The sequence below is a fragment of the Persicitalea sp. genome, assembly GCF_041751555.1.
GTDB lineage: Bacteria > Bacteroidota > Bacteroidia > Cytophagales > Spirosomataceae > Persicitalea.
In genome coordinates this window covers 22,713-39,805 of the sequence record NZ_JBGSXF010000300.1, presented here as the reverse complement: position 1 = coordinate 39,805, position 17,093 = coordinate 22,713, and the positions used below count along the sequence as shown (strand labels likewise).

At 47.3% G+C, this 17,093-nt stretch carries 14 protein-coding genes; 5 read left to right on the top strand and 9 right to left on the bottom strand.

The features are described from left to right. Positions 1-90: 90 nt before the first annotated feature. The 4 genes from ACEW8P_RS10655 (at position 91) to ACEW8P_RS10640 (ending at position 7,656) form a co-directional block, all read left to right on the top strand. Entirely contained in the window at positions 91-2,013 is a 1,923-nt protein-coding gene (locus tag ACEW8P_RS10655; RefSeq protein WP_373513066.1) for a glycoside hydrolase family 13 protein, read from the top strand. Positions 2,014-2,102: 89 nt separating this feature from the next. Then, positions 2,103-2,762 carry a beta-phosphoglucomutase gene (gene pgmB, locus ACEW8P_RS10650; RefSeq protein ID WP_373513065.1) on the top strand — a complete coding sequence of 220 codons (660 nt, stop codon included), beginning with the start codon at positions 2,103-2,105 and terminating at the stop codon, positions 2,760-2,762. Between the two features lie 165 nt (positions 2,763-2,927). After that, entirely contained in the window at positions 2,928-5,255 is a 2,328-nt protein-coding gene (locus tag ACEW8P_RS10645; protein WP_373513064.1) for a family 65 glycosyl hydrolase domain-containing protein, read from the top strand. Between the two features lie 100 nt (positions 5,256-5,355). Further along, positions 5,356-7,656 (top strand): tetratricopeptide repeat protein, encoded by a 2,301-nt coding sequence (locus tag ACEW8P_RS10640; protein WP_373513063.1) that lies wholly within the window; start codon positions 5,356-5,358, stop codon positions 7,654-7,656. A 60-nt stretch (positions 7,657-7,716) separates the two neighbouring features. Here ACEW8P_RS10640 and ACEW8P_RS10635 read toward each other — a convergent pair whose 3' ends face one another. Then, positions 7,717-8,556 (bottom strand): hypothetical protein, encoded by an 840-nt coding sequence (locus ACEW8P_RS10635; RefSeq protein ID WP_373513062.1) that lies wholly within the window; start codon positions 8,554-8,556, stop codon positions 7,717-7,719. Between the two features lie 71 nt (positions 8,557-8,627). Here ACEW8P_RS10635 and ACEW8P_RS10630 point away from each other — a divergent pair, with 71 nt between their 5' ends. Then, the gene (locus ACEW8P_RS10630) at positions 8,628-9,299 is read left to right on the top strand and encodes a porin family protein (RefSeq protein ID WP_373513061.1); all 672 of its coding nucleotides are present in this window, start codon (positions 8,628-8,630) and stop codon (positions 9,297-9,299) included. Positions 9,300-9,421: 122 nt separating this feature from the next. On the opposite strand, the gene ACEW8P_RS10625 is transcribed toward ACEW8P_RS10630, so the two are convergent. The 8 genes from ACEW8P_RS10625 to thrS form a co-directional block, all read right to left on the bottom strand. Then, entirely contained in the window at positions 9,422-10,252 is an 831-nt protein-coding gene (locus ACEW8P_RS10625; protein WP_373513060.1) for an SDR family oxidoreductase, read from the bottom strand. Continuing rightward, complete coding sequence (locus tag ACEW8P_RS10620; protein ID WP_373513059.1) at positions 10,249-10,464, bottom strand: hypothetical protein; 216 nt, start codon at positions 10,462-10,464, stop codon at positions 10,249-10,251. The genes ACEW8P_RS10625 and ACEW8P_RS10620 overlap by 4 nt, the downstream gene beginning before the upstream one ends. A 164-nt stretch (positions 10,465-10,628) precedes the next feature. Then, entirely contained in the window at positions 10,629-12,530 is a 1,902-nt protein-coding gene (gene dnaK, locus ACEW8P_RS10615; RefSeq protein WP_373513058.1) for a molecular chaperone DnaK, read from the bottom strand. Positions 12,531-12,771: 241 nt separating this feature from the next. Continuing rightward, entirely contained in the window at positions 12,772-13,392 is a 621-nt protein-coding gene (locus tag ACEW8P_RS10610) for a hypothetical protein (RefSeq protein ID WP_373513057.1), read from the bottom strand. A 158-nt stretch (positions 13,393-13,550) separates the two neighbouring features. Continuing rightward, positions 13,551-13,895 (bottom strand): 50S ribosomal protein L20, encoded by a 345-nt coding sequence (gene rplT, locus ACEW8P_RS10605; RefSeq protein ID WP_373513056.1) that lies wholly within the window; start codon positions 13,893-13,895, stop codon positions 13,551-13,553. A gap of 101 nt (positions 13,896-13,996) precedes the next feature. After that, positions 13,997-14,194, bottom strand: a complete 198-nt coding sequence (gene rpmI, locus ACEW8P_RS10600; RefSeq protein ID WP_373513055.1) for a 50S ribosomal protein L35 — start codon at positions 14,192-14,194, stop codon at positions 13,997-13,999. A 197-nt stretch (positions 14,195-14,391) separates the two neighbouring features. Beyond that, positions 14,392-14,949, bottom strand: coding sequence for a translation initiation factor IF-3 (gene infC, locus ACEW8P_RS10595; protein WP_373513054.1), 558 nt, complete (start codon positions 14,947-14,949; stop codon positions 14,392-14,394). Positions 14,950-15,054: 105 nt separating this feature from the next. Further along, complete coding sequence (thrS, locus tag ACEW8P_RS10590) at positions 15,055-16,998, bottom strand: threonine--tRNA ligase (RefSeq protein WP_373513053.1); 1,944 nt, start codon at positions 16,996-16,998, stop codon at positions 15,055-15,057. Positions 16,999-17,093 lie beyond the last annotated feature (95 nt).

Here is a 17,093-nt window from a genome sequence, read left to right as displayed (position 1 = left end):
AAAGGCTTCAATCTACAAAAATAGAGGGTATTTTTTATTACAAAAAGATCAAAAAAGCTTAATTTGGCCTTTTCAAGCTGTCTTCAATCTATGTTGCGTCTCTTTTCCAAAGCTCATGTTACGTTCCTCATCTGTTTGCTCGGACTGTGCCTAAAGGCATTTACCCAGCCCATAGTTATCGACCGTATTGCCCCGCTCAATTGGTGGGTGGGCATGAAAGACCCTCGTTTACAGATTATCGTGCACGGGGAAAACTTAGCCGCCGCCAAGGTGGTTATCAACTACCCCGGTTTGACCTTAGTGAAAGAAAATAAGGTCGATAATCCCAACTACCTCATTCTGGATTTGACCATTTCGCCCAACTGCCGGACGGGAACTTTCAATATCGAGCTAAGCCGCGAAACGGAAGTGAAAAGAGGCCGAAAGACTACGACTCGAACTTTTACCAAAACTATTCCCTACGAACTTCGTGCTCGCACCGATTTCGTTAAGGCGCAGGGCGTGGATGCATCCGACCTTATCTACTTATTGCTGCCTGACCGCTTCGCCAATGGCGATCCGAGCAACGATAAATTTGCCGACATGGCCGATACGCAGGCTGATCGCTCCAATCCTTTTCTGCGGCACGGTGGTGATTTGCAGGGAATTATAGATCATCTTGATTATTTTAAGGAGTTGGGCGTGACCGCACTTTGGCTGAATCCAGTCATTGAAAATGATCAGCCACTTACTGATGAAGGTGGCTCACCCCGCAGCGCCTACCACGGTTACGGCTTTACGGATCACTATCAGGTAGATAGGCGGCTTGGCGGCAACGACTCCTATAAAAAGCTGGTAGATGCTGCCCATGCCAACGGTCTGAAAATTGTGCAGGACGCGGTGTACAATCACGCAGGCGTCAATCATTGGCTGCTTCAAGATTCGCCCGCCGCCGATTGGCTTCACCAATGGCCTACTTACACCAATACTTCTTACAAAGAGCAGCCTGTCCTTGACCCTTACGCTTCGAAGCTTGACCAGAAAGTCACCTCTGACGGCTGGTTCGTGCCGTTTCTTCCCGACTGGAATCAGAATAATACTTATGTAAAAAACTACCTGCTGCAACACGCGATTTGGACTGTGGAGTATTTTGGAATTGACACCTGGCGCGTGGATACTTACATGTATAACGACCTGGAATTTATGAATCAGGTAAATGCGGCTTTACTGGCCGAGTACCCCAACATTCACATTTTTGGGGAGAACTGGACCAAGAGTGTACCTAACCAGGCTTACTTTCAGCAAAACCATCTTGAAGTGCCTTTCAAAAGCAACTTGCCCGGAGCCTGTGATTTTCAAACTTATTACGCCATAAATGATGCCCTGAATCAAGAAGTAGGTTGGGACAGTGGCGTGCAACGCATCTACGCTACGTTAGGACAAGACTATCTATACGAGAACCCGATGAAAAACGTGGTTTTTCTGGATAACCACGATACCGACCGTTACCTCTCCGTTGTTGGCGAAAATATGGACAACTACCGCATGGGCATTATCTGGCTTCTGACCACACGCGGCATTCCGCAACTCTACTACGGAACTGAAATCCTGATGAAGAATTTTAAAGACCCCTCCGATGCCGAGGTGCGCCGCGACTTTCCCGGCGGGTTTATAGGCGATAAGGAAAACAAATTTGCGGAAGTGGGACGCACAAATGCCGAAAACGAAGCCTTCGATTTTATAAAAAAGCTGGCCAACTACCGCAAAAACAACCCCGCGCTCCATAGCGGGAAGCTGACTCAGTTCTTGCCGATGGAAGGCGTTTACGTTTATTTCAGGTACGACGAGAACAAAACGATTATGGTCATTATGAACTCTAATAAAGAGTCTATTTCGCTCGAAACCGGGCGATTTCGGGAAAGGCTTGGTACTTTTGCCACAGCCATCGATGTACTTGAGGGCTCCACTTTTAACCTCAATCAACCTCTAAAACTAGCCGCACGAACTGCTTATGTGTTTGAGTTGGGAAACTAGATCACAGTGCTTAACAAGCAAATACAAACTGCGAACAGCTTTACTCTGAACCGCACGGGCGGCTATATCTGCTCTCCAAACAAGAAATAATGTCCGAACTAAAAGCATGTCTTTTCGACCTCGATGGGGTTATTGTCGATACTGCCCAATTTCATTATCTCGCCTGGCGCGAATTGGCCAACGGTCTGGGATTCGATCTCACCGTAGCTCAAAACGAGCAGCTGAAAGGCGTTAGCCGTGTGGAATCACTTGAAATTATTCTGAAAATCGGAGCGGTTGAACTAGATGCTGAAACTAAGAATCGATTAGCAGCTACGAAAAACGAACGTTACTTAGAACTCTGCCAAAAAATGTCGTCCGAGGATGTATTGCCTGGTGTGCAAGTTTTTCTCGACTCACTGATTCAGGAAGGCATCAAGATCGGCCTAGGGTCGGCCAGCAAGAATGCTCGGCTGATTTTGGCACAAATAGGGATGACGCGTTATTTCGCTACGATTGTGGACGGCAACCGAATAACAAAAGGCAAGCCCGATCCACAAACATTCCTGATGGGCGCGGAGGATCTAAAAGTTAAACCGATTAATTGTATCGTTTTTGAAGACGCTATCGCGGGTATCAAAGCTGCTAAGGCGGGCGGTATGATTGCTGTGGGTGTCGGCGAGCCCGCCGGACTTAAAGCCGCAGGCGCCGATATGGTCATCCCGGGTTTTCAGGACATTGACGCTACGACGGTGAAACACCTTTTTTAGCCTAGCGATAAATAGGTATTGTTGAGTAAGTGGCCGGAAATCCAAGTTTTGGGTTGGAGACAAATATATTCTCTTTCCCCCATTTTACTTGTAAACCCCTGATCCGTAGGTGCGGCTTAGCTGCAAGCATTAGAAATTCTCAAATAAAGACACACTTATCAGCAAATGATAAACTACATTACACACGCTCCCTGGTCAGTAATCGAAGAAGGTTTCCATCCTAAACACAACGAAATCACCGAAAGCCTAATGAGTCTGGGCAACGGGCGGATGGGACAGCGGGGAAATTTCGAAGAAAAATATTCGGGCAAAACTCTACTCGGCAACTACGTGGCGGGCGTTTATTTTCCTGACAAAACCCGCGTGGGCTGGTGGAAAAATGGCTACCCTGAATATTTTGCCAAGGTTATCAATGCCTGTAACTGGATCGGAATTGACGTCGAAATTGAAGGGGAAACCTTGGACTTACATCTATGTAAAATCGAGGAATTTCGGCGGGAGTTGGACATGAAGCGCGGTGTGTTGGAGAGAGAATGTACGGCAGAATTACCCAGTGGCAAACGGATTAAAATTCGGAGTCAGCGTTTTTGCAACATGGTTGAAGATGAGTCGGGAGCAATTGCCTATTCGATTACGGCGCTGAACTTCGACGGTCAAATTACACTCACGCCTTATCTTGATGGTAACATACGCAACCGCGATTCAAATTACGACGAGACATTTTGGAATGAGATCAAAAAGGAAACTTCCTTTGCTGAGGGCATCCTGACATTGCAGACAAAGCCCAATCCTTACGGGGTAGAGCAGTTCGAGGTGGCGACGGGAATGCGCTTTGACCTAAAAAAGAACGGCAACAAACTTGATTTTCAATCGCATCCCGTCAAGAACGAAAAGTACGTGGCGGGTAAAGTGCCCGTACAAATCAGCGAAGGCGATGAAGTGATGCTTTACAAATACGCAGTAAATCTCTCTTCTATGAACTATGAGCGAGAGGAACTGACGGAAAAGACAAAGGCTTACCTTGACCGCATCACCCACAAAGGCTACGACAAACTTTTGGCTGAACACGAGGCAGCCTGGGTGGAAAAATGGGAGCGTAACGACATCGAGATTGTTGGCGACATCGCGGCGCAGCAGGGGATACGTTTTAATATTTTCCACTTGCAGCAGACCTACACTGGCGAGGACGAATCGCTGAACATTGGTCCAAAGGGCTTTACAGGCGAAAAGTACGGTGGCGTGACTTATTGGGATACTGAAGCGTATTGTATTCCATTTTACCTGTCGACTTCGGGAAAGCACGTAGCACGTAATTTGCTGATCTACCGACACAAGCAACTGGGTAAAGCTATCGAGAACGCCCAAAAACTGGGCTTCAAGGACGGCGCGGCGCTTTATCCGATGGTGACGATAAACGGTGAGGAAAGCCACAATGAGTGGGAAATCACCTTTGAGGAAATCCACAGGAACGGGGCGATGGCCTACGCCATTCACGATTATATAAATTACACGGGCGACCAAGGCTATTTGGCTGAGTACGGCCTGGAAGTGCTGATAGCGATTGCGCGTTTCTGGAAACAGCGCGTCAATTGGTCGGCTGCGAAGGAGAAATACGTGATGCTGGGCGTAACGGGACCTAACGAGTACGAAAACAACGTCAATAATAACTGGTACACCAATTACATCGCGGTGTGGTGCCTGAAATACACGCTTGAAGGGATCGATTACGTGAAAAGCCAAGATAAAGCAGAAGCAATTTTTGCAAAAACCAGTTTTGATGAAGCAACGGAAATCGGCGACTGGCGGGAAATCATCGGGAAGATGTACTTTCCGTACGATCACGAGCGCGAGGTTTTCTTGCAACAGGATGGATTTTTAGATAAAGAATTGAAGTCCGTTGAGGAAATCGCCGACGAGCGGCCCATCAACCAAAACTGGTCGTGGGATCGAATCTTACGCTCTTGCTTCATCAAGCAGGCAGATGTGTTACAGGGGCTTTACTTTTTCGAGGATCATTTCGATGAGGCTACTATTCGTAGAAACTTTGATTTCTACGAACCCATGACGGTACATGAGTCTTCGCTTTCGCCCTGCGTGCATTCGATTTTGGCGTCTGGCCTTGGAAAAAAGGCGGAAGCTTATGAAATGTACGTCCGCACTGCCCGCCTCGACCTAGATGACTACAACAGCGATACCGAAGATGGCCTGCACATTACTTCTATGGCTGGTACTTGGATGAGCGTGGTGAAGGGCTTCGCCGGTCAGCGGGTACTGAACGATACGCTGGTGCTAAATCCTTATATCCCGGAAAAATGGGAGTCTTACGCCTTCCGTATCGACTTCCGCGGAGTCACTCTGCGGGTGGAGGTGACGCAGGAGGCAGTCGAAATAAATAATCCTACCCAGCAGGCAATCGACGTAGAAGTACTAGGTAGTAAAGGGAGCATTGTAGGAAAGAAGCGTTACGAATTGCAGAATACTGCTATGGAGTAGTTTTGAAATAAGAAATTGGTCGTCAATTCACGATCAGGCAATCCGCAACCAAGGATGTCGTTGAAAAAATGTCGGGTTTCCCTTAGCTTGACGAAGATGATTGTCCCCGAATAAAGAAATTGTGATGCTGAGGGTTAGGTTGGTTTGTGTGGTTTTGGGATTGTTGCTCTTGGTGAAAATCCAGGCAGCACAGGCTCAGGAATTCCGTGAATCCCAGGGTTTGTTTGAAAAACTACTTCGGGATTTTAACAAATCCTTTGCCGAAAATAACCCTCAAATCACTCGCTCCACCGACTACCGCCGCGATCTGATCACCCTCCAAAAGTCCTACCAATCATATCACAAGGCGAATTTCAATCCTGCTGATTCGATTCAAAAGTTCAATAATGAAGCGATGCTTAATGCCCTGTCGGGCAATTATAATAAAGCGCTTCGCTTACTCGGCTCGATCGACTCTCTCGATTCGCAAACAAATTATTCTATGGGCTTGCTTCACATGCTTAATCAAAATTATGAGCAAGCACTTCCATTGTTTGAGGATGCTGCTGAAAGCAAATCGGCAGCTCTGAATACCCTGGTCGTATATTGTAAGCAGGGTCGGATACAAGACGGGCTTATATATGGTCAGAACATAGCCCCTGGAAACACCCATGGAAAGTGGAACTACAATCTCGGTTTGTTATATAAACTTAACGGTCAATTGGAAGAGTCGGTGGCCGAGACATCGGCCGCCATCCGGCAAAGCGATGAAATGGCTTATCGGCTGTTGCGGGGAGATGCGCTCATGAAACTGAACCAACCAAAGCGTGCGGTATCAGACTTTGAAAAAATGGCCAAAAAGCACCCCAAGGCCCAAATCCGCTACGCCAACGCACTGTTGGATTTACAGCGTTACCAAGAGGCAACCCTTATTTTTCAAGAATATTTAGAAGGAAAAGACCCTGCCTTCCGCAAGGACGCTTTTTTGGGCTTAGGGCACGCCTACTATGGCCTCAATCAAATGGACAACGCCCAAAAGTACTATCGGCTGGCTGCAACCATGATTCGTGATAGCCCGGTAGCGATCTGCGGACAAGCTAATGTACTGGTATCCCAGCACGAATATCAAGCTGCTCAACTACTTTACAACCGAATTCTTGAAAAGGACAGTACCTATCTTTCCGCCAAACTAGGCAGGGGGATCACGCAATACGGATTAGGAAACTATGCCGAAGCGCTGGAAGACATGAAAGCCGCCGATCAGCTTTTTGACCCATCGGATCGCGCACTTGCGGATATTTTTGTGTGCCGGGGTTTTGCCAACTACTATACCGGAAAAGCTGGTGCGGCTATGGCCGACTTCGATTCGGCCTTACGGCTGGATGGCGCTCGCTTCGAAGCTCTGGCCGGAATAAGTAGTATATACGTTGACCAAAAAAACATTTCCGAGGCGGGCCGTTACCTTAGTAAAGCACTCGGTTTCGAGAAGAAGGACGACAAGATGTGGAGCAACTACGGGAACATGCTCCTGCATTTCGATATGCACAAAAAGAGCTATGATGTTTTCAAAAAAGCGATTGCTATAAATCCCGAAAATAATAAGGCTCAGAATGGTTGGGGTCTCGCACTATTGGAGAACGACAAGCTGGATCAATCCAAAGTACTGTTTGATAGTTTGGTGAAAGCCAACCCTGAAACTCCTTATCTACTCAATAATCGGGGAATCGTGAATGCGTACCACGGTAATCGTTTTGATCAATTGAGCCAACCAGAAGCGGCTGACAATCAGTATCAATTGGCCTTCGATGACTTCAAAGCAGCCATGGAAGTAGCGCCCGCTAGAAAATTTTACAACGTTAACCAAGGCAATGTCTACCGATATTGGCAACAATACGAAGACGCTAAATTGAGTTACCAGGCGCACCAAGACAAAAGTGCTTTGAATAATACCGCCGTGCTTTACGCGGGGTTAGAAAATCAGAAAGACGCCAAATATTATCTGGAAATTGCCTTGCAGCTCGACTCCGCGCACCGCGTATTTCAGTTTAACATGAACTTGTTGCTGAAAGGTAAGCAAAAGGAATTTGCCCAAACTTTGGCTCGGGCTGTGGCTTCAAACGACCAAGCTGATGGGCCATTTTCGGATATAGGTATCAAATATAGCCGTGACGGTTTCGTGACAATCTACTTGTACGACTATGAATATGACACGCTTCATTTTACTGGTAGACACCATCTGCCCTTGCCCGTAGCCGAGTACTCTGAGGAATACTTTATTCCGGAGTACGATTTTCAGCTGCTCCCTTATTCAAAAAAGAAGGAACCAAAAGAAAAGCAAAAGAAGCCGCGCTACAAATCTCAGAAAGTGCGTATGAGAGGAGGAAAGAAGCGTTCGGGGACTGATTGCACTGTTTTTAACTGATTTCGCATGTCGGGTGATTTGCCATCGTAGCGATTAATGAAAATCGAGTGCCTGTCACCATTATTCGTAAAGAGAAGTTGCTTCGACTTTTGTAAGATTACCCGTTTTATTTTGCCTAACAATCAACACCAAGGCTAAAATAAATAAAACTAATGCCGCAGCACCTGCAACAAACGCTATTGATTGATACACAGGCTCTACGTCAAGTCTCTTGATTATAATTCCGAAAAATGCCCATACAACCGCTAGCGCCACATAACCATTTTTGAGACGAAAGGAAGCGAATAGCACGATCAGAGCTCCTACCACAACCATAATTACTGCCCAGCTATCTTGTTCCAAACCGCCGCCCGTCCATCGGACGCCCGTAAGCCAGGTGGTAACGTTGGCGATTGATGCCACGCAAATCCAGCCCAGGTACACGCCGAAAGGCGCTTTGGTCAAAAACTTTTCTTTGCGAGTCATCACATCGTTGACATTTGCAATGCCGAAATTGGTCAGTAATAATGAAAGCAGGATGAACGTCATTATCGCCAGGGAGGCAGGCAAGAACTCGTAATGCCAAGCGACAATCCACATGGAGTTCATAAGTGATGAAACAAAGTACCATATCCCTATCTGCGAGACGATCGTATTTATACGGCTCGGCTTACCGCTGAACAAAGTACTAGCCTGATAGACAGTAAAAAGCAGCAGCAAAAGGTAGATCACACCCCAAATGCTGAAAGTTATTCCCGCCGGAACGAAAAGGTTTGGGTATTTATCGGAAAGTTCTCCTGTTGTCAAGCCATTTATTGGCAAGTAGTTTGCGAGAAAATTCATCGTAACCATCAATAGATAGCCTAAGATATTCAATACCTGAAATGTTTTGAGCCGTGAGTCAGAGGCTATTTGGTTCATTTTTTTAGGTAGTTAGTTGAAATTTGCTGCAAGTAGTACTAAACATTAAATCTGTACCAAAAACAATAGTTATGAAAACTTCAAAATATTTATTCCTTGCCCTGATTTTAGCTATTGTGACCACGTCAGGGCATGCGCAGAACCGAAATTTTAAATTTGGAATAAAGGCTGGTGCCAATCTTTCCAGATTGAAAGGTGGGGATGTCGTATCGAGCAGTGATCCGAACGTAAAAATAGGAAACACTAATGCTAGTTTGACCGGATTCGTTGGGGGTGTTTTCGTGCGACTGGGTAGCAGTATCTACTTACAACCGGAATTATTACTCTCTCAAAAAGGCGGTACAGTCAATATTTTTCGGTCATCCACTAGTTCCATGAACAATAGCAGTGTGGATTTGCGTTTCACAAATTTCGATGTCCCTGTCATGGTGGGTTTGCGCTTCGGTGATTTTTTTCGTATTAATGCTGGACCAATCGCCTCTTTGCGCCTGTCCGAGAACGGGGGACTGCGTCAGGCGCTGAATGAAGTCGGGGCCAATTCGGTGAAAGACAACTATAATTCGGCTGCTCTGGGTTATCAGGCTGGGGTAGGAGTAGATATTGGGAATCTCAGCGTTGATCTGCGGTATGAGGGTAATACTTCCAATATTATTAACGCAGATACCGATGATGCCAATTTCAATTCTCAACTAAAAAGGAAAGGCTCTCTCTGGCAAGCCACAGTTGGATTTGCGATATTTTAAAAAGAGGTATTTGACATATTGAACTGAAGCAAACGAAAGCTCAACCTTACGGATGAGCTTTCATTGTAAATATGCTGTAAGAGCGGGATTGAGTAGATGCAAACAGTAACTTCCGAAACGAATCAGCCGTTATCGGCAAATTCGGGATACAGAGTCATTCCACCGTCGATATAGAGCGTCTCACCGTTCACATAGTCCGATTCATCGGATGCCAGCCATGCCACAGCCTTTGCTACATCCTCGGCAGTACCAATACGGCGATAGGGGATAAGCGTCATCAACTCCTCTAATGTTTCTTGCTTCGACCAAACGGATTTGTTGATAGCTGTCTTGATAGCCCCAGGGCTTATCGAATTAACGCGAATTTTATAAGGGGCCAACTCCTGCGAGACCGACTTCATCATCATGGATACACCACCTTTGGAGGCAGCGTAGTTAACGTGTCCTGCCCAGGGAATGACATCATGCACAGAACTCATCATAACAATTTTGCCAATCGCGGGCCCTGTGTCAATTTTAGAATCACTTTCTTCCCTGGGTGACTGCTTGACAAATTGCTTGGCCGCTTCCCGAATGCAGATGAACTGACCCGTAAGATTCACGTCAATTACTTTTTGCCATTGTTTAGTGGTCATTTCTAAGAAAGGAGAGTCCACTTGTAAGCCCGCATTGCTTACCATGACATCTAGTCGACCGAATTTTTTTATCGTTTGCTCGAACATGGAAATTACATCAGCTTCCTTGCTAACATCTGCTTGAACGGTAATTCCATCGCCACCACCCGCTTTTATTTTTTTCAAGGATTCACTCGCTCCGTCCTCATCGTTATGGTAGTTTACAACGACATTCGCTCCAAGCCCACCAAAATAAATAGCGCATGCCTGACCGATTCCTGAGGAAGAACCCGTGACGATAATCGTCTGACCTTTAAATTTTAAAGATGAATCGATCATAACCCTTCCCTATCGACCTGCTTCAATTTCTTCCAAACATTGCCATTAACGCTCTTGACCGCCCAATTTTTGGCTTGCAAAATCGCCGTTCGGATTGCTTCTGTCGGAGTTAGTTGGTCTGTATTTACTAACTCCTGTGCCAACATGATGGCTCTTTCACGCGTCGTGGGTGATAGGTAGGCCAACTCGGGAGAACTGATGTTTTGATTCATGTATTGTATTTTGTTGATTGCGCGGATTAAGCTCAAAAAACAGTACCACAAACCCCGCGTTCAAGTCGATCTGGATACTGTAAATAATTATGCTCAGAAAAAATTATTGAGGAATAAAAATCCCCACTTCCAAAGCGGAAGTGGGGAAATAGATTTGTTTATATCTACTTGACTTCCTCAAAGTTGACATCTGTGACATCCTCCTCGGTTCCCTCGGGAGCCGCGCCATTCGGGGCGCCCGCCGTTGGATCACCTTCAGGGCCCGCCGCGTACATCTCCTGTGAGGCGGCTTGCCAGGCAGTATTTAATCCTTCCATTGCGGTGTCGATAGCGGCTACGTCCTGACTCTGATGAGCCGTGCGCAGCTCGGTCAAGGCACCTTCGATGGCTGACTTGCTGTCTGCCGAGAGTTTATCACCGTACTCGGTGAGCTGCTTTTCAGTGCTAAAAATAAGCGTATCGGCTGCATTGATTTTGTCGATTTTCTCGCGCTCAACTTTGTCCGACTCCTCGTTAGCTTTCGCCTCCTGACGCATCCGCTCGATTTCGGCGTCGGTCAGTCCACTGGACGCCTCGATGCGAATCTTCTGCTCCTTTCCTGTCCCCTTATCGCGGGCCGAAACATTCAGGATACCGTTGGCATCCACATCAAAGGTGACTTCTACTTGAGGGACGCCGCGCGGTGCGGGCGGAATGCCGTCAAGGTGGAAACGTCCCAGCGTCCGGTTTTGGTTGGCCAAAGGCCGCTCTCCCTGCAAGACGTGGATTTCTACGGATGGCTGATTGTCAGCCGCCGTCGAGAACGTTTCCGTCTTCTTAGAAGGAATCGTCGTGTTGGACTCAATGAGTTTTGTAAACACACTACCTAGAGTTTCGATACCCAAAGACAGTGGAATCACGTCGAGCAGAAGTACATCTTTGACTTCACCCGTCAACACGCCGCCCTGAATGGCCGCGCCAATAGCTACTGCTTCATCGGGATTTACGGCTTTTGAGGGCTTGCGGCCGAAGAATTTCTCGACTTCCTCCTGGACCTTTGGAATTCGGGTAGAACCACCGACCAGGATTACCTCGTCGATGTCGCTGGTGCTGATATTTGCATTTTTGATCGCTTTACGGCAAGGCTCCATCATCCGCTTAAACAAGCCATCGGCCAATTGCTCAAACTTCGCCCTCGTCAACGTCCGCACCAAGTGCTTGGGGATACCATTGATCGGGAAAATGTAAGGCAGGTTGATTTCTGTCTGCGTCGAACTAGAAAGCTCTACCTTAGCTTTTTCAGCCGCTTCCTTTAAACGTTGAAGTGCCATTGGATCCTGCGTTAGGTCGATGGCTTCATCCTTCTTGAATTCTTCGGCCAGCCAATTAATGATGACCTGATCGAAGTCGTCGCCACCCAGATGCGTATCACCGTCGGTCGCTTTTACTTCAAATACGCCATCACCCAATTCCAGAACCGAAATATCGAACGTACCGCCACCTAAGTCGAAGACGGCAATCTTCATGTCCTTGTGCTGTTTGTCCAGGCCGTAAGCCAATGCTGCAGCAGTAGGCTCATTGATGATCCGCTTTACATCCAGACCGGCTATCTGTCCGGCTTCTTTCGTAGCTTGGCGCTCGGCGTCGTTGAAGTAGGCAGGTACCGTCACAACGGCCTCCGTCACTTCCTGACCAAGGTAGTCTTCAGCGGTCTGCTTCATTTTTTGCAGGATAAGTGCCGAAATCTCCTGCGGTGTATATTGCCGATCGCCAATTTTGACGCGCGGTGTGTTGTTAGGACCCTTCTCCACTTCGTAAGCGATGGTTTTCATTTCATTAGAAACTTCGCCAAATCGCTTACCCATGAACCGCTTAATCGAACTGATGGTGTGGGTCGGGTTAGTGATAGCCTGTCGCTTTGCGGGGGCACCCACTTTGCGTTCCCCATTACCGCTATCCATAAAGGCCACAACGGAGGGAGTAGTCCTGGCACCCTCACTGTTTGGAATCACCACGGGTTCGTTACCTTCCATCACGGCCACGCAGGAGTTGGTAGTTCCTAAGTCTATGCCAATAATTTTTCCCATTTTATTTATTTGTTTTAGTTATCGTTGATTTCTGATTCCTACATCAAAAAGCTTGTACCAGAAATGATGGTAGTAGGTGATTGTGACAAATTGACAGTTACCAGGCAAGAGGGTGGTGAATGATGAAAGCACCTATTTTGTGGAAGCCTTAAAAAAAGCGGAGCCAATTTATTGGCTCCGCTCTAAAAACTACTTCTTTATGACTGTCAACCCCTCGGAGCCTTCTGCGTCAATTGTAAAATTACTTTCCAAACAAACCGCCCAGCATTCCGCCTAAATCCATGCCACCTTCTTGCTGTTGGTTGGAACTGCCGCCGCCCATCATGCTGCCGCCGATGCGCATCAGATCATTCATATCTAGTTTACCATCCGCCAGTGCATAACCAACTTGGTTGAAGTCAAAGCCGCTACCTCCGGCTTGTACTCCGGCGTTTCCGCCCGGTTGGCCGCCCATAAGGCTACCGAGGATGCTGTTGAAATCGATGCTTCCGTCTTGCGAATTACTAGTTTTGTTTATCAGGCTGCTAATGACGCCGGGAAGTACCGAAGCTACAATACCACTGGCCGCCGAGTTGGACATGCCAAACTTCTCCATAATGCTATGAATAGCCTTACCCGCAATGCCCGCCACTATGGGATTGCTCATCAAGCTCGATGACTGGCTAGGGTTGACAGCTTTGCCCGACAAGAGACCCATCAAACCACCGACGTTACCGCCTTGTGCTTCTTGCTGCATACCGCCCATGATCGAACCCATGAGGGTTTGCATGACGTCTTCGTTCTGTTGGTTGGGTACCTGGGGGTTTCTAACGATGGCCTCCTGGGAATTCTCCTGGATCATGCCCATAAGTTGCTCTAGCATAATAATTAGGATTAACGGTTAAGGATGAAAAGGTCAACGGCTACTGCGCCGTAACTTGCATTTGACGTAAAGGTGAACCGATGGTAACTAGCATGCAATCCGTTCACGCAAATAAAAAACCCCCATCTTGGTAGATGAGGGTTTGGTAGTCGCTGTTTTTACTTTATTTTATCGACGATGGCTTTGAATGCCTCGGGATGATTCATGGCCAAATCGGCCAGTACTTTACGGTTCAACTCGATGCCGCTGGTACCTAATTTGCCCATAAAAGCTGAGTAGGACATTCCGTGCTGACGGGTGCCAGCGTTGATTCGCTGAATCCACAGGGCGCGGAAATTTCTTTTCTTGTGCTTGCGACCGATGTAAGAATAGCCCATCGCTTTTTCGACGGCGTTCTTGGCTACGGTCCATACATTTTTGCGGCGACCGAAGTAGCCTTTAGCCATTTTGATAATCTTCTTACGTCTGGCCCGAGACGCGACGTGGTTCACTGAACGTGGCATAATGATGTTGTTTTTTGATGGCCGGTGCTTCGTTGAGGCTTAAAAACCGACAATCGGGTGGAAACTAAAACCAATTGAAATAAAAAAGGACTGGAAATGAATTACTTCAACCCCAGCATAAGCAGTACGCGCTTCTTCTCTGTCTCATCGACCAAGCCAGTCTTTACCAATCTGCGCTTCCGCTTGGTGGACTTCTTAGTGAGGATGTGACTGTGAAAGGCGTGCTTGCGCTTGATTTTTCCAGTACCTGTCAGCTTGAATCGCTTCTTGGCGCCAGACAATGTTTTCATTTTAGGCATAAAAAATCGTCTTTTATAAAATGTAAAGTTTAAACAGCCCGCAAAAATACGGGTTTCTCCCGCAAAAAAAAATCCCCAACCAAACGCGGGGTTTGGTTGGGGAAATGTATTGGTAGGAAATGAAGAGTATGAATAAGTGGGGATGGAGAATACTCAGGTAGTAAATTCACTCATCACTCATCACTCATCACTCATCACTATTTCTTCGGCGCGGTAGGTGCCATGATAATAGTCATTCGCTTTCCTTCTAATTTTGGCTCCATCTCAACCTTGCCTAACTCGGCTAGTGCTTCCGAGAAGCGGTTGAGTATATTAACGCCCCTTTCTTTGAAAACAATGGTTCGTCCAACGAAATGGACATAGGCTTTAACCTTTGCTCCTTCTTTCAAAAACTCCATAGCGTGCTTCAACTTGAAGTCGAAATCGTGATCGTCGGTATTTGGACCGAAACGAATCTCCTTGATAACTACCCGCTGTGCCTTGGCTTTGATCTCCTTTTGTTTCTTCTTCTGCTCGTACTTGAACTTCGAGTAGTCGACCACCTTACAAACGGGCGGCGTGGCGGTGGGAGCAATCTCCACCAAGTCCAGGCCCAACCCCTCGGCGATGGACCGCGCTTTCGTGATGTCGTACACACCGGTTTCGACGTTGTCGCCGACTACGCGGACTTCGCGTGCCTGGATGCGTTCGTTGACTTTGTAAGGTTCTTCGGGTACTCGGTATCTGCCGCGTGAGCGTGGGGATCTTAATGCCATAGAGTAATTTTTTGTAAAAAATTTGGATTTGAGGTTGAAAAAATTGGTGTCACTATAATATTCATCGAAAAAACAATGCCACTACGGTATAATGATAAGGAAAAATCAAAAACCTGCCAAATTCTCCTTAATTTCTTTTTCAAAAAGGGCGGAAAACTCAGACCATGACATCGCACCCAAATCCCCCTCGCCCTTTTTACGCACCGAAACTTGTTGGTCGTTTTGTTCTTTTTCACCAACAATGAGCATGTAGGGTACTTTCATAATTTCAGCGTCCCTAATTTTTCGTCCAATCTTCTCGTCGCGATGATCTACGAAGCCCCGGATATCGTCGTCCTGTAAGGCAAAGAAAACCTCATCGGCGTAGTCGGAGTACTTTTCCGAAATGGGCAAAATGGCAATTTGGTCAGGTGACAGCCAAAGAGGAAACTGTCCAGCTGTGTTCTCGATCAGGATGGCGATGAACCTTTCCATCGACCCAAATGGAGCGCGGTGAATCATCACCGGGCGATGCTTCTGATTATCGGAACCGATGTATTCCAATTCAAAACGATTGGGCAGATTATAGTCTACCTGAATAGTACCCAATTGCCACTTCCGGCCCAGGGCATCACGTACCATAAAGTCCAGCTTGGGGCCGTAGAAAGCGGCTTCACCTAGTTCGGTAACAGTGTTGAGATTCCGCTCAGCGGTAGCCTCAATGATGGCCGATTCTGCCTTTTCCCACAATTCATCACTGCCGATGTATTTGGCTTTGTCTTCGGGATCACGCAGGGATATTTGCGCGCTGTAGTCATCAAATCCCAGAGTTTTAAATACATACAATACCAAGTCAATTACCCGAACGAATTCTTCCTTGACCTGGTCAGGGCGGCAGAAAATGTGGGCATCGTCTTGCGTGAAGCCGCGAACCCGGGTCAGGCCGTGCAATTCTCCGCTTTGCTCATAGCGATAAACGGTACCAAACTCAGCCAGGCGTAGCGGAAGATCACGGTAGGAGCGGGGACGAGTTTTGTAAATTTCGCAGTGGTGCGGACAGTTCATGGGTTTGAGCATGAACTCTTCGTTCTCATCGGGAGTGCGAATAGGCTGAAACGAATCCTTGCCGTACTTTTCCCAGTGTCCCGAAGTCTCGTAGAGTGCCTTGCTGCCAATGTGCGGGGTCACAACAGGGAGGTAGCCCGCCCGCAATTGGGCTTTTTTCAAAAAACCCTCCAACCGCTCCCGCAGCATTGCACCTTTAGGCAGCCAAAGTGGCAGACCTTGGCCTACCTTCTCCGAGAAGGCGAAAAGATCCAGTTCCTTACCGAGCTTTCGGTGGTCACGCTTTTTGGCTTCTTCCACCTGGAATACGTACTCGTCGAGTTCCTTTTGCTTAGGGAAGGTAATGCCGTAGATGCGAGTCAGTTGTTTGTTATCTTGGTTGTTACGCCAGTAAGCCCCTGCAATGTTGGTCAACTTTACCGCTTTCACCACTCCTGTGTTCGGGAGGTGTGGTCCCCGACACAGGTCAGTAAAACTACCCTGAGTGTAAAGCGTGATTAGCCCGTCTTCCAATCCGTCGATCAATTCCAGCTTATACTCATCGCCTTTCTCAGTGAAGTACTTCGTGGCGTCGGCCTTGCTGATGGGCTGCCGCACGTACTCGTTTTTCTGTCGCGCCAGTTCCTTCATTTTCGCTTCGATGGTGACGAAATCGTCACTCGAAACCGTCTCTTCGCCCAAATCCACATCGTAGTAAAACCCTTTTTCAATCGAAGGCCCTGTGCCGAATTTCACACCAGGGTACAGGGCTTCTAAGGCCTCGGCTAGCAGGTGTGCCGAAGAATGCCAAAAAGTAGCCTGACCTTCCTCGTCGTTCCAGGTCAAAAGCTTGACGGTTGAATCTTTCTCTATGGGGCGATTGGAGTCCCAAACCTCTCCATTTACATTTGCCGACAGTACATTCCGGGCCAAGCCCTCACTAATACTGAGCGCAATCTCGTGCGCCGAAACCCCAGTAGGGTATTCCCTGACTGAACCGTCGGGGAGAGTGATATTTATATTCATTCCTTAATTTGTTTAGTCGATTAGTTATGGAGGGGTTCAGACATATAGCCGGAAAACTTCGCTTATTGTGAACAAGTCACCGCATAGCTATCAGT

What these genes read in the sequence shown, in the direction of transcription:
- ACEW8P_RS10655 (WP_373513066.1), top strand. Translation starts at nt 91, where the DNA reads ATGTTGCGTCTCTTTTCCAAAGCTCATGTTACGTTCCTCATCTGTTTG.
- pgmB (WP_373513065.1), top strand. Translation starts at nt 2,103, where the DNA reads ATGTCCGAACTAAAAGCATGTCTTTTCGACCTCGATGGGGTTATTGTC.
- ACEW8P_RS10645 (WP_373513064.1), top strand. Translation starts at nt 2,928, where the DNA reads ATGATAAACTACATTACACACGCTCCCTGGTCAGTAATCGAAGAAGGT.
- ACEW8P_RS10635 (WP_373513062.1), bottom strand. Translation starts at nt 8,556, where the DNA reads ATGAACCAAATAGCCTCTGACTCACGGCTCAAAACATTTCAGGTATTG.
- ACEW8P_RS10630 (WP_373513061.1), top strand. Translation starts at nt 8,628, where the DNA reads ATGAAAACTTCAAAATATTTATTCCTTGCCCTGATTTTAGCTATTGTG.
- ACEW8P_RS10625 (WP_373513060.1), bottom strand. Translation starts at nt 10,252, where the DNA reads ATGATCGATTCATCTTTAAAATTTAAAGGTCAGACGATTATCGTCACG.
- ACEW8P_RS10620 (WP_373513059.1), bottom strand. Translation starts at nt 10,464, where the DNA reads ATGAATCAAAACATCAGTTCTCCCGAGTTGGCCTACCTATCACCCACG.
- dnaK (WP_373513058.1), bottom strand. Translation starts at nt 12,530, where the DNA reads ATGGGAAAAATTATTGGCATAGACTTAGGAACTACCAACTCCTGCGTG.
- ACEW8P_RS10610 (WP_373513057.1), bottom strand. Translation starts at nt 13,392, where the DNA reads ATGCTAGAGCAACTTATGGGCATGATCCAGGAGAATTCCCAGGAGGCC.
- rplT (WP_373513056.1), bottom strand. Translation starts at nt 13,895, where the DNA reads ATGCCACGTTCAGTGAACCACGTCGCGTCTCGGGCCAGACGTAAGAAG.
- rpmI (WP_373513055.1), bottom strand. Translation starts at nt 14,194, where the DNA reads ATGCCTAAAATGAAAACATTGTCTGGCGCCAAGAAGCGATTCAAGCTG.
- infC (WP_373513054.1), bottom strand. Translation starts at nt 14,949, where the DNA reads ATGGCATTAAGATCCCCACGCTCACGCGGCAGATACCGAGTACCCGAA.
- thrS (WP_373513053.1), bottom strand. Translation starts at nt 16,998, where the DNA reads ATGAATATAAATATCACTCTCCCCGACGGTTCAGTCAGGGAATACCCT.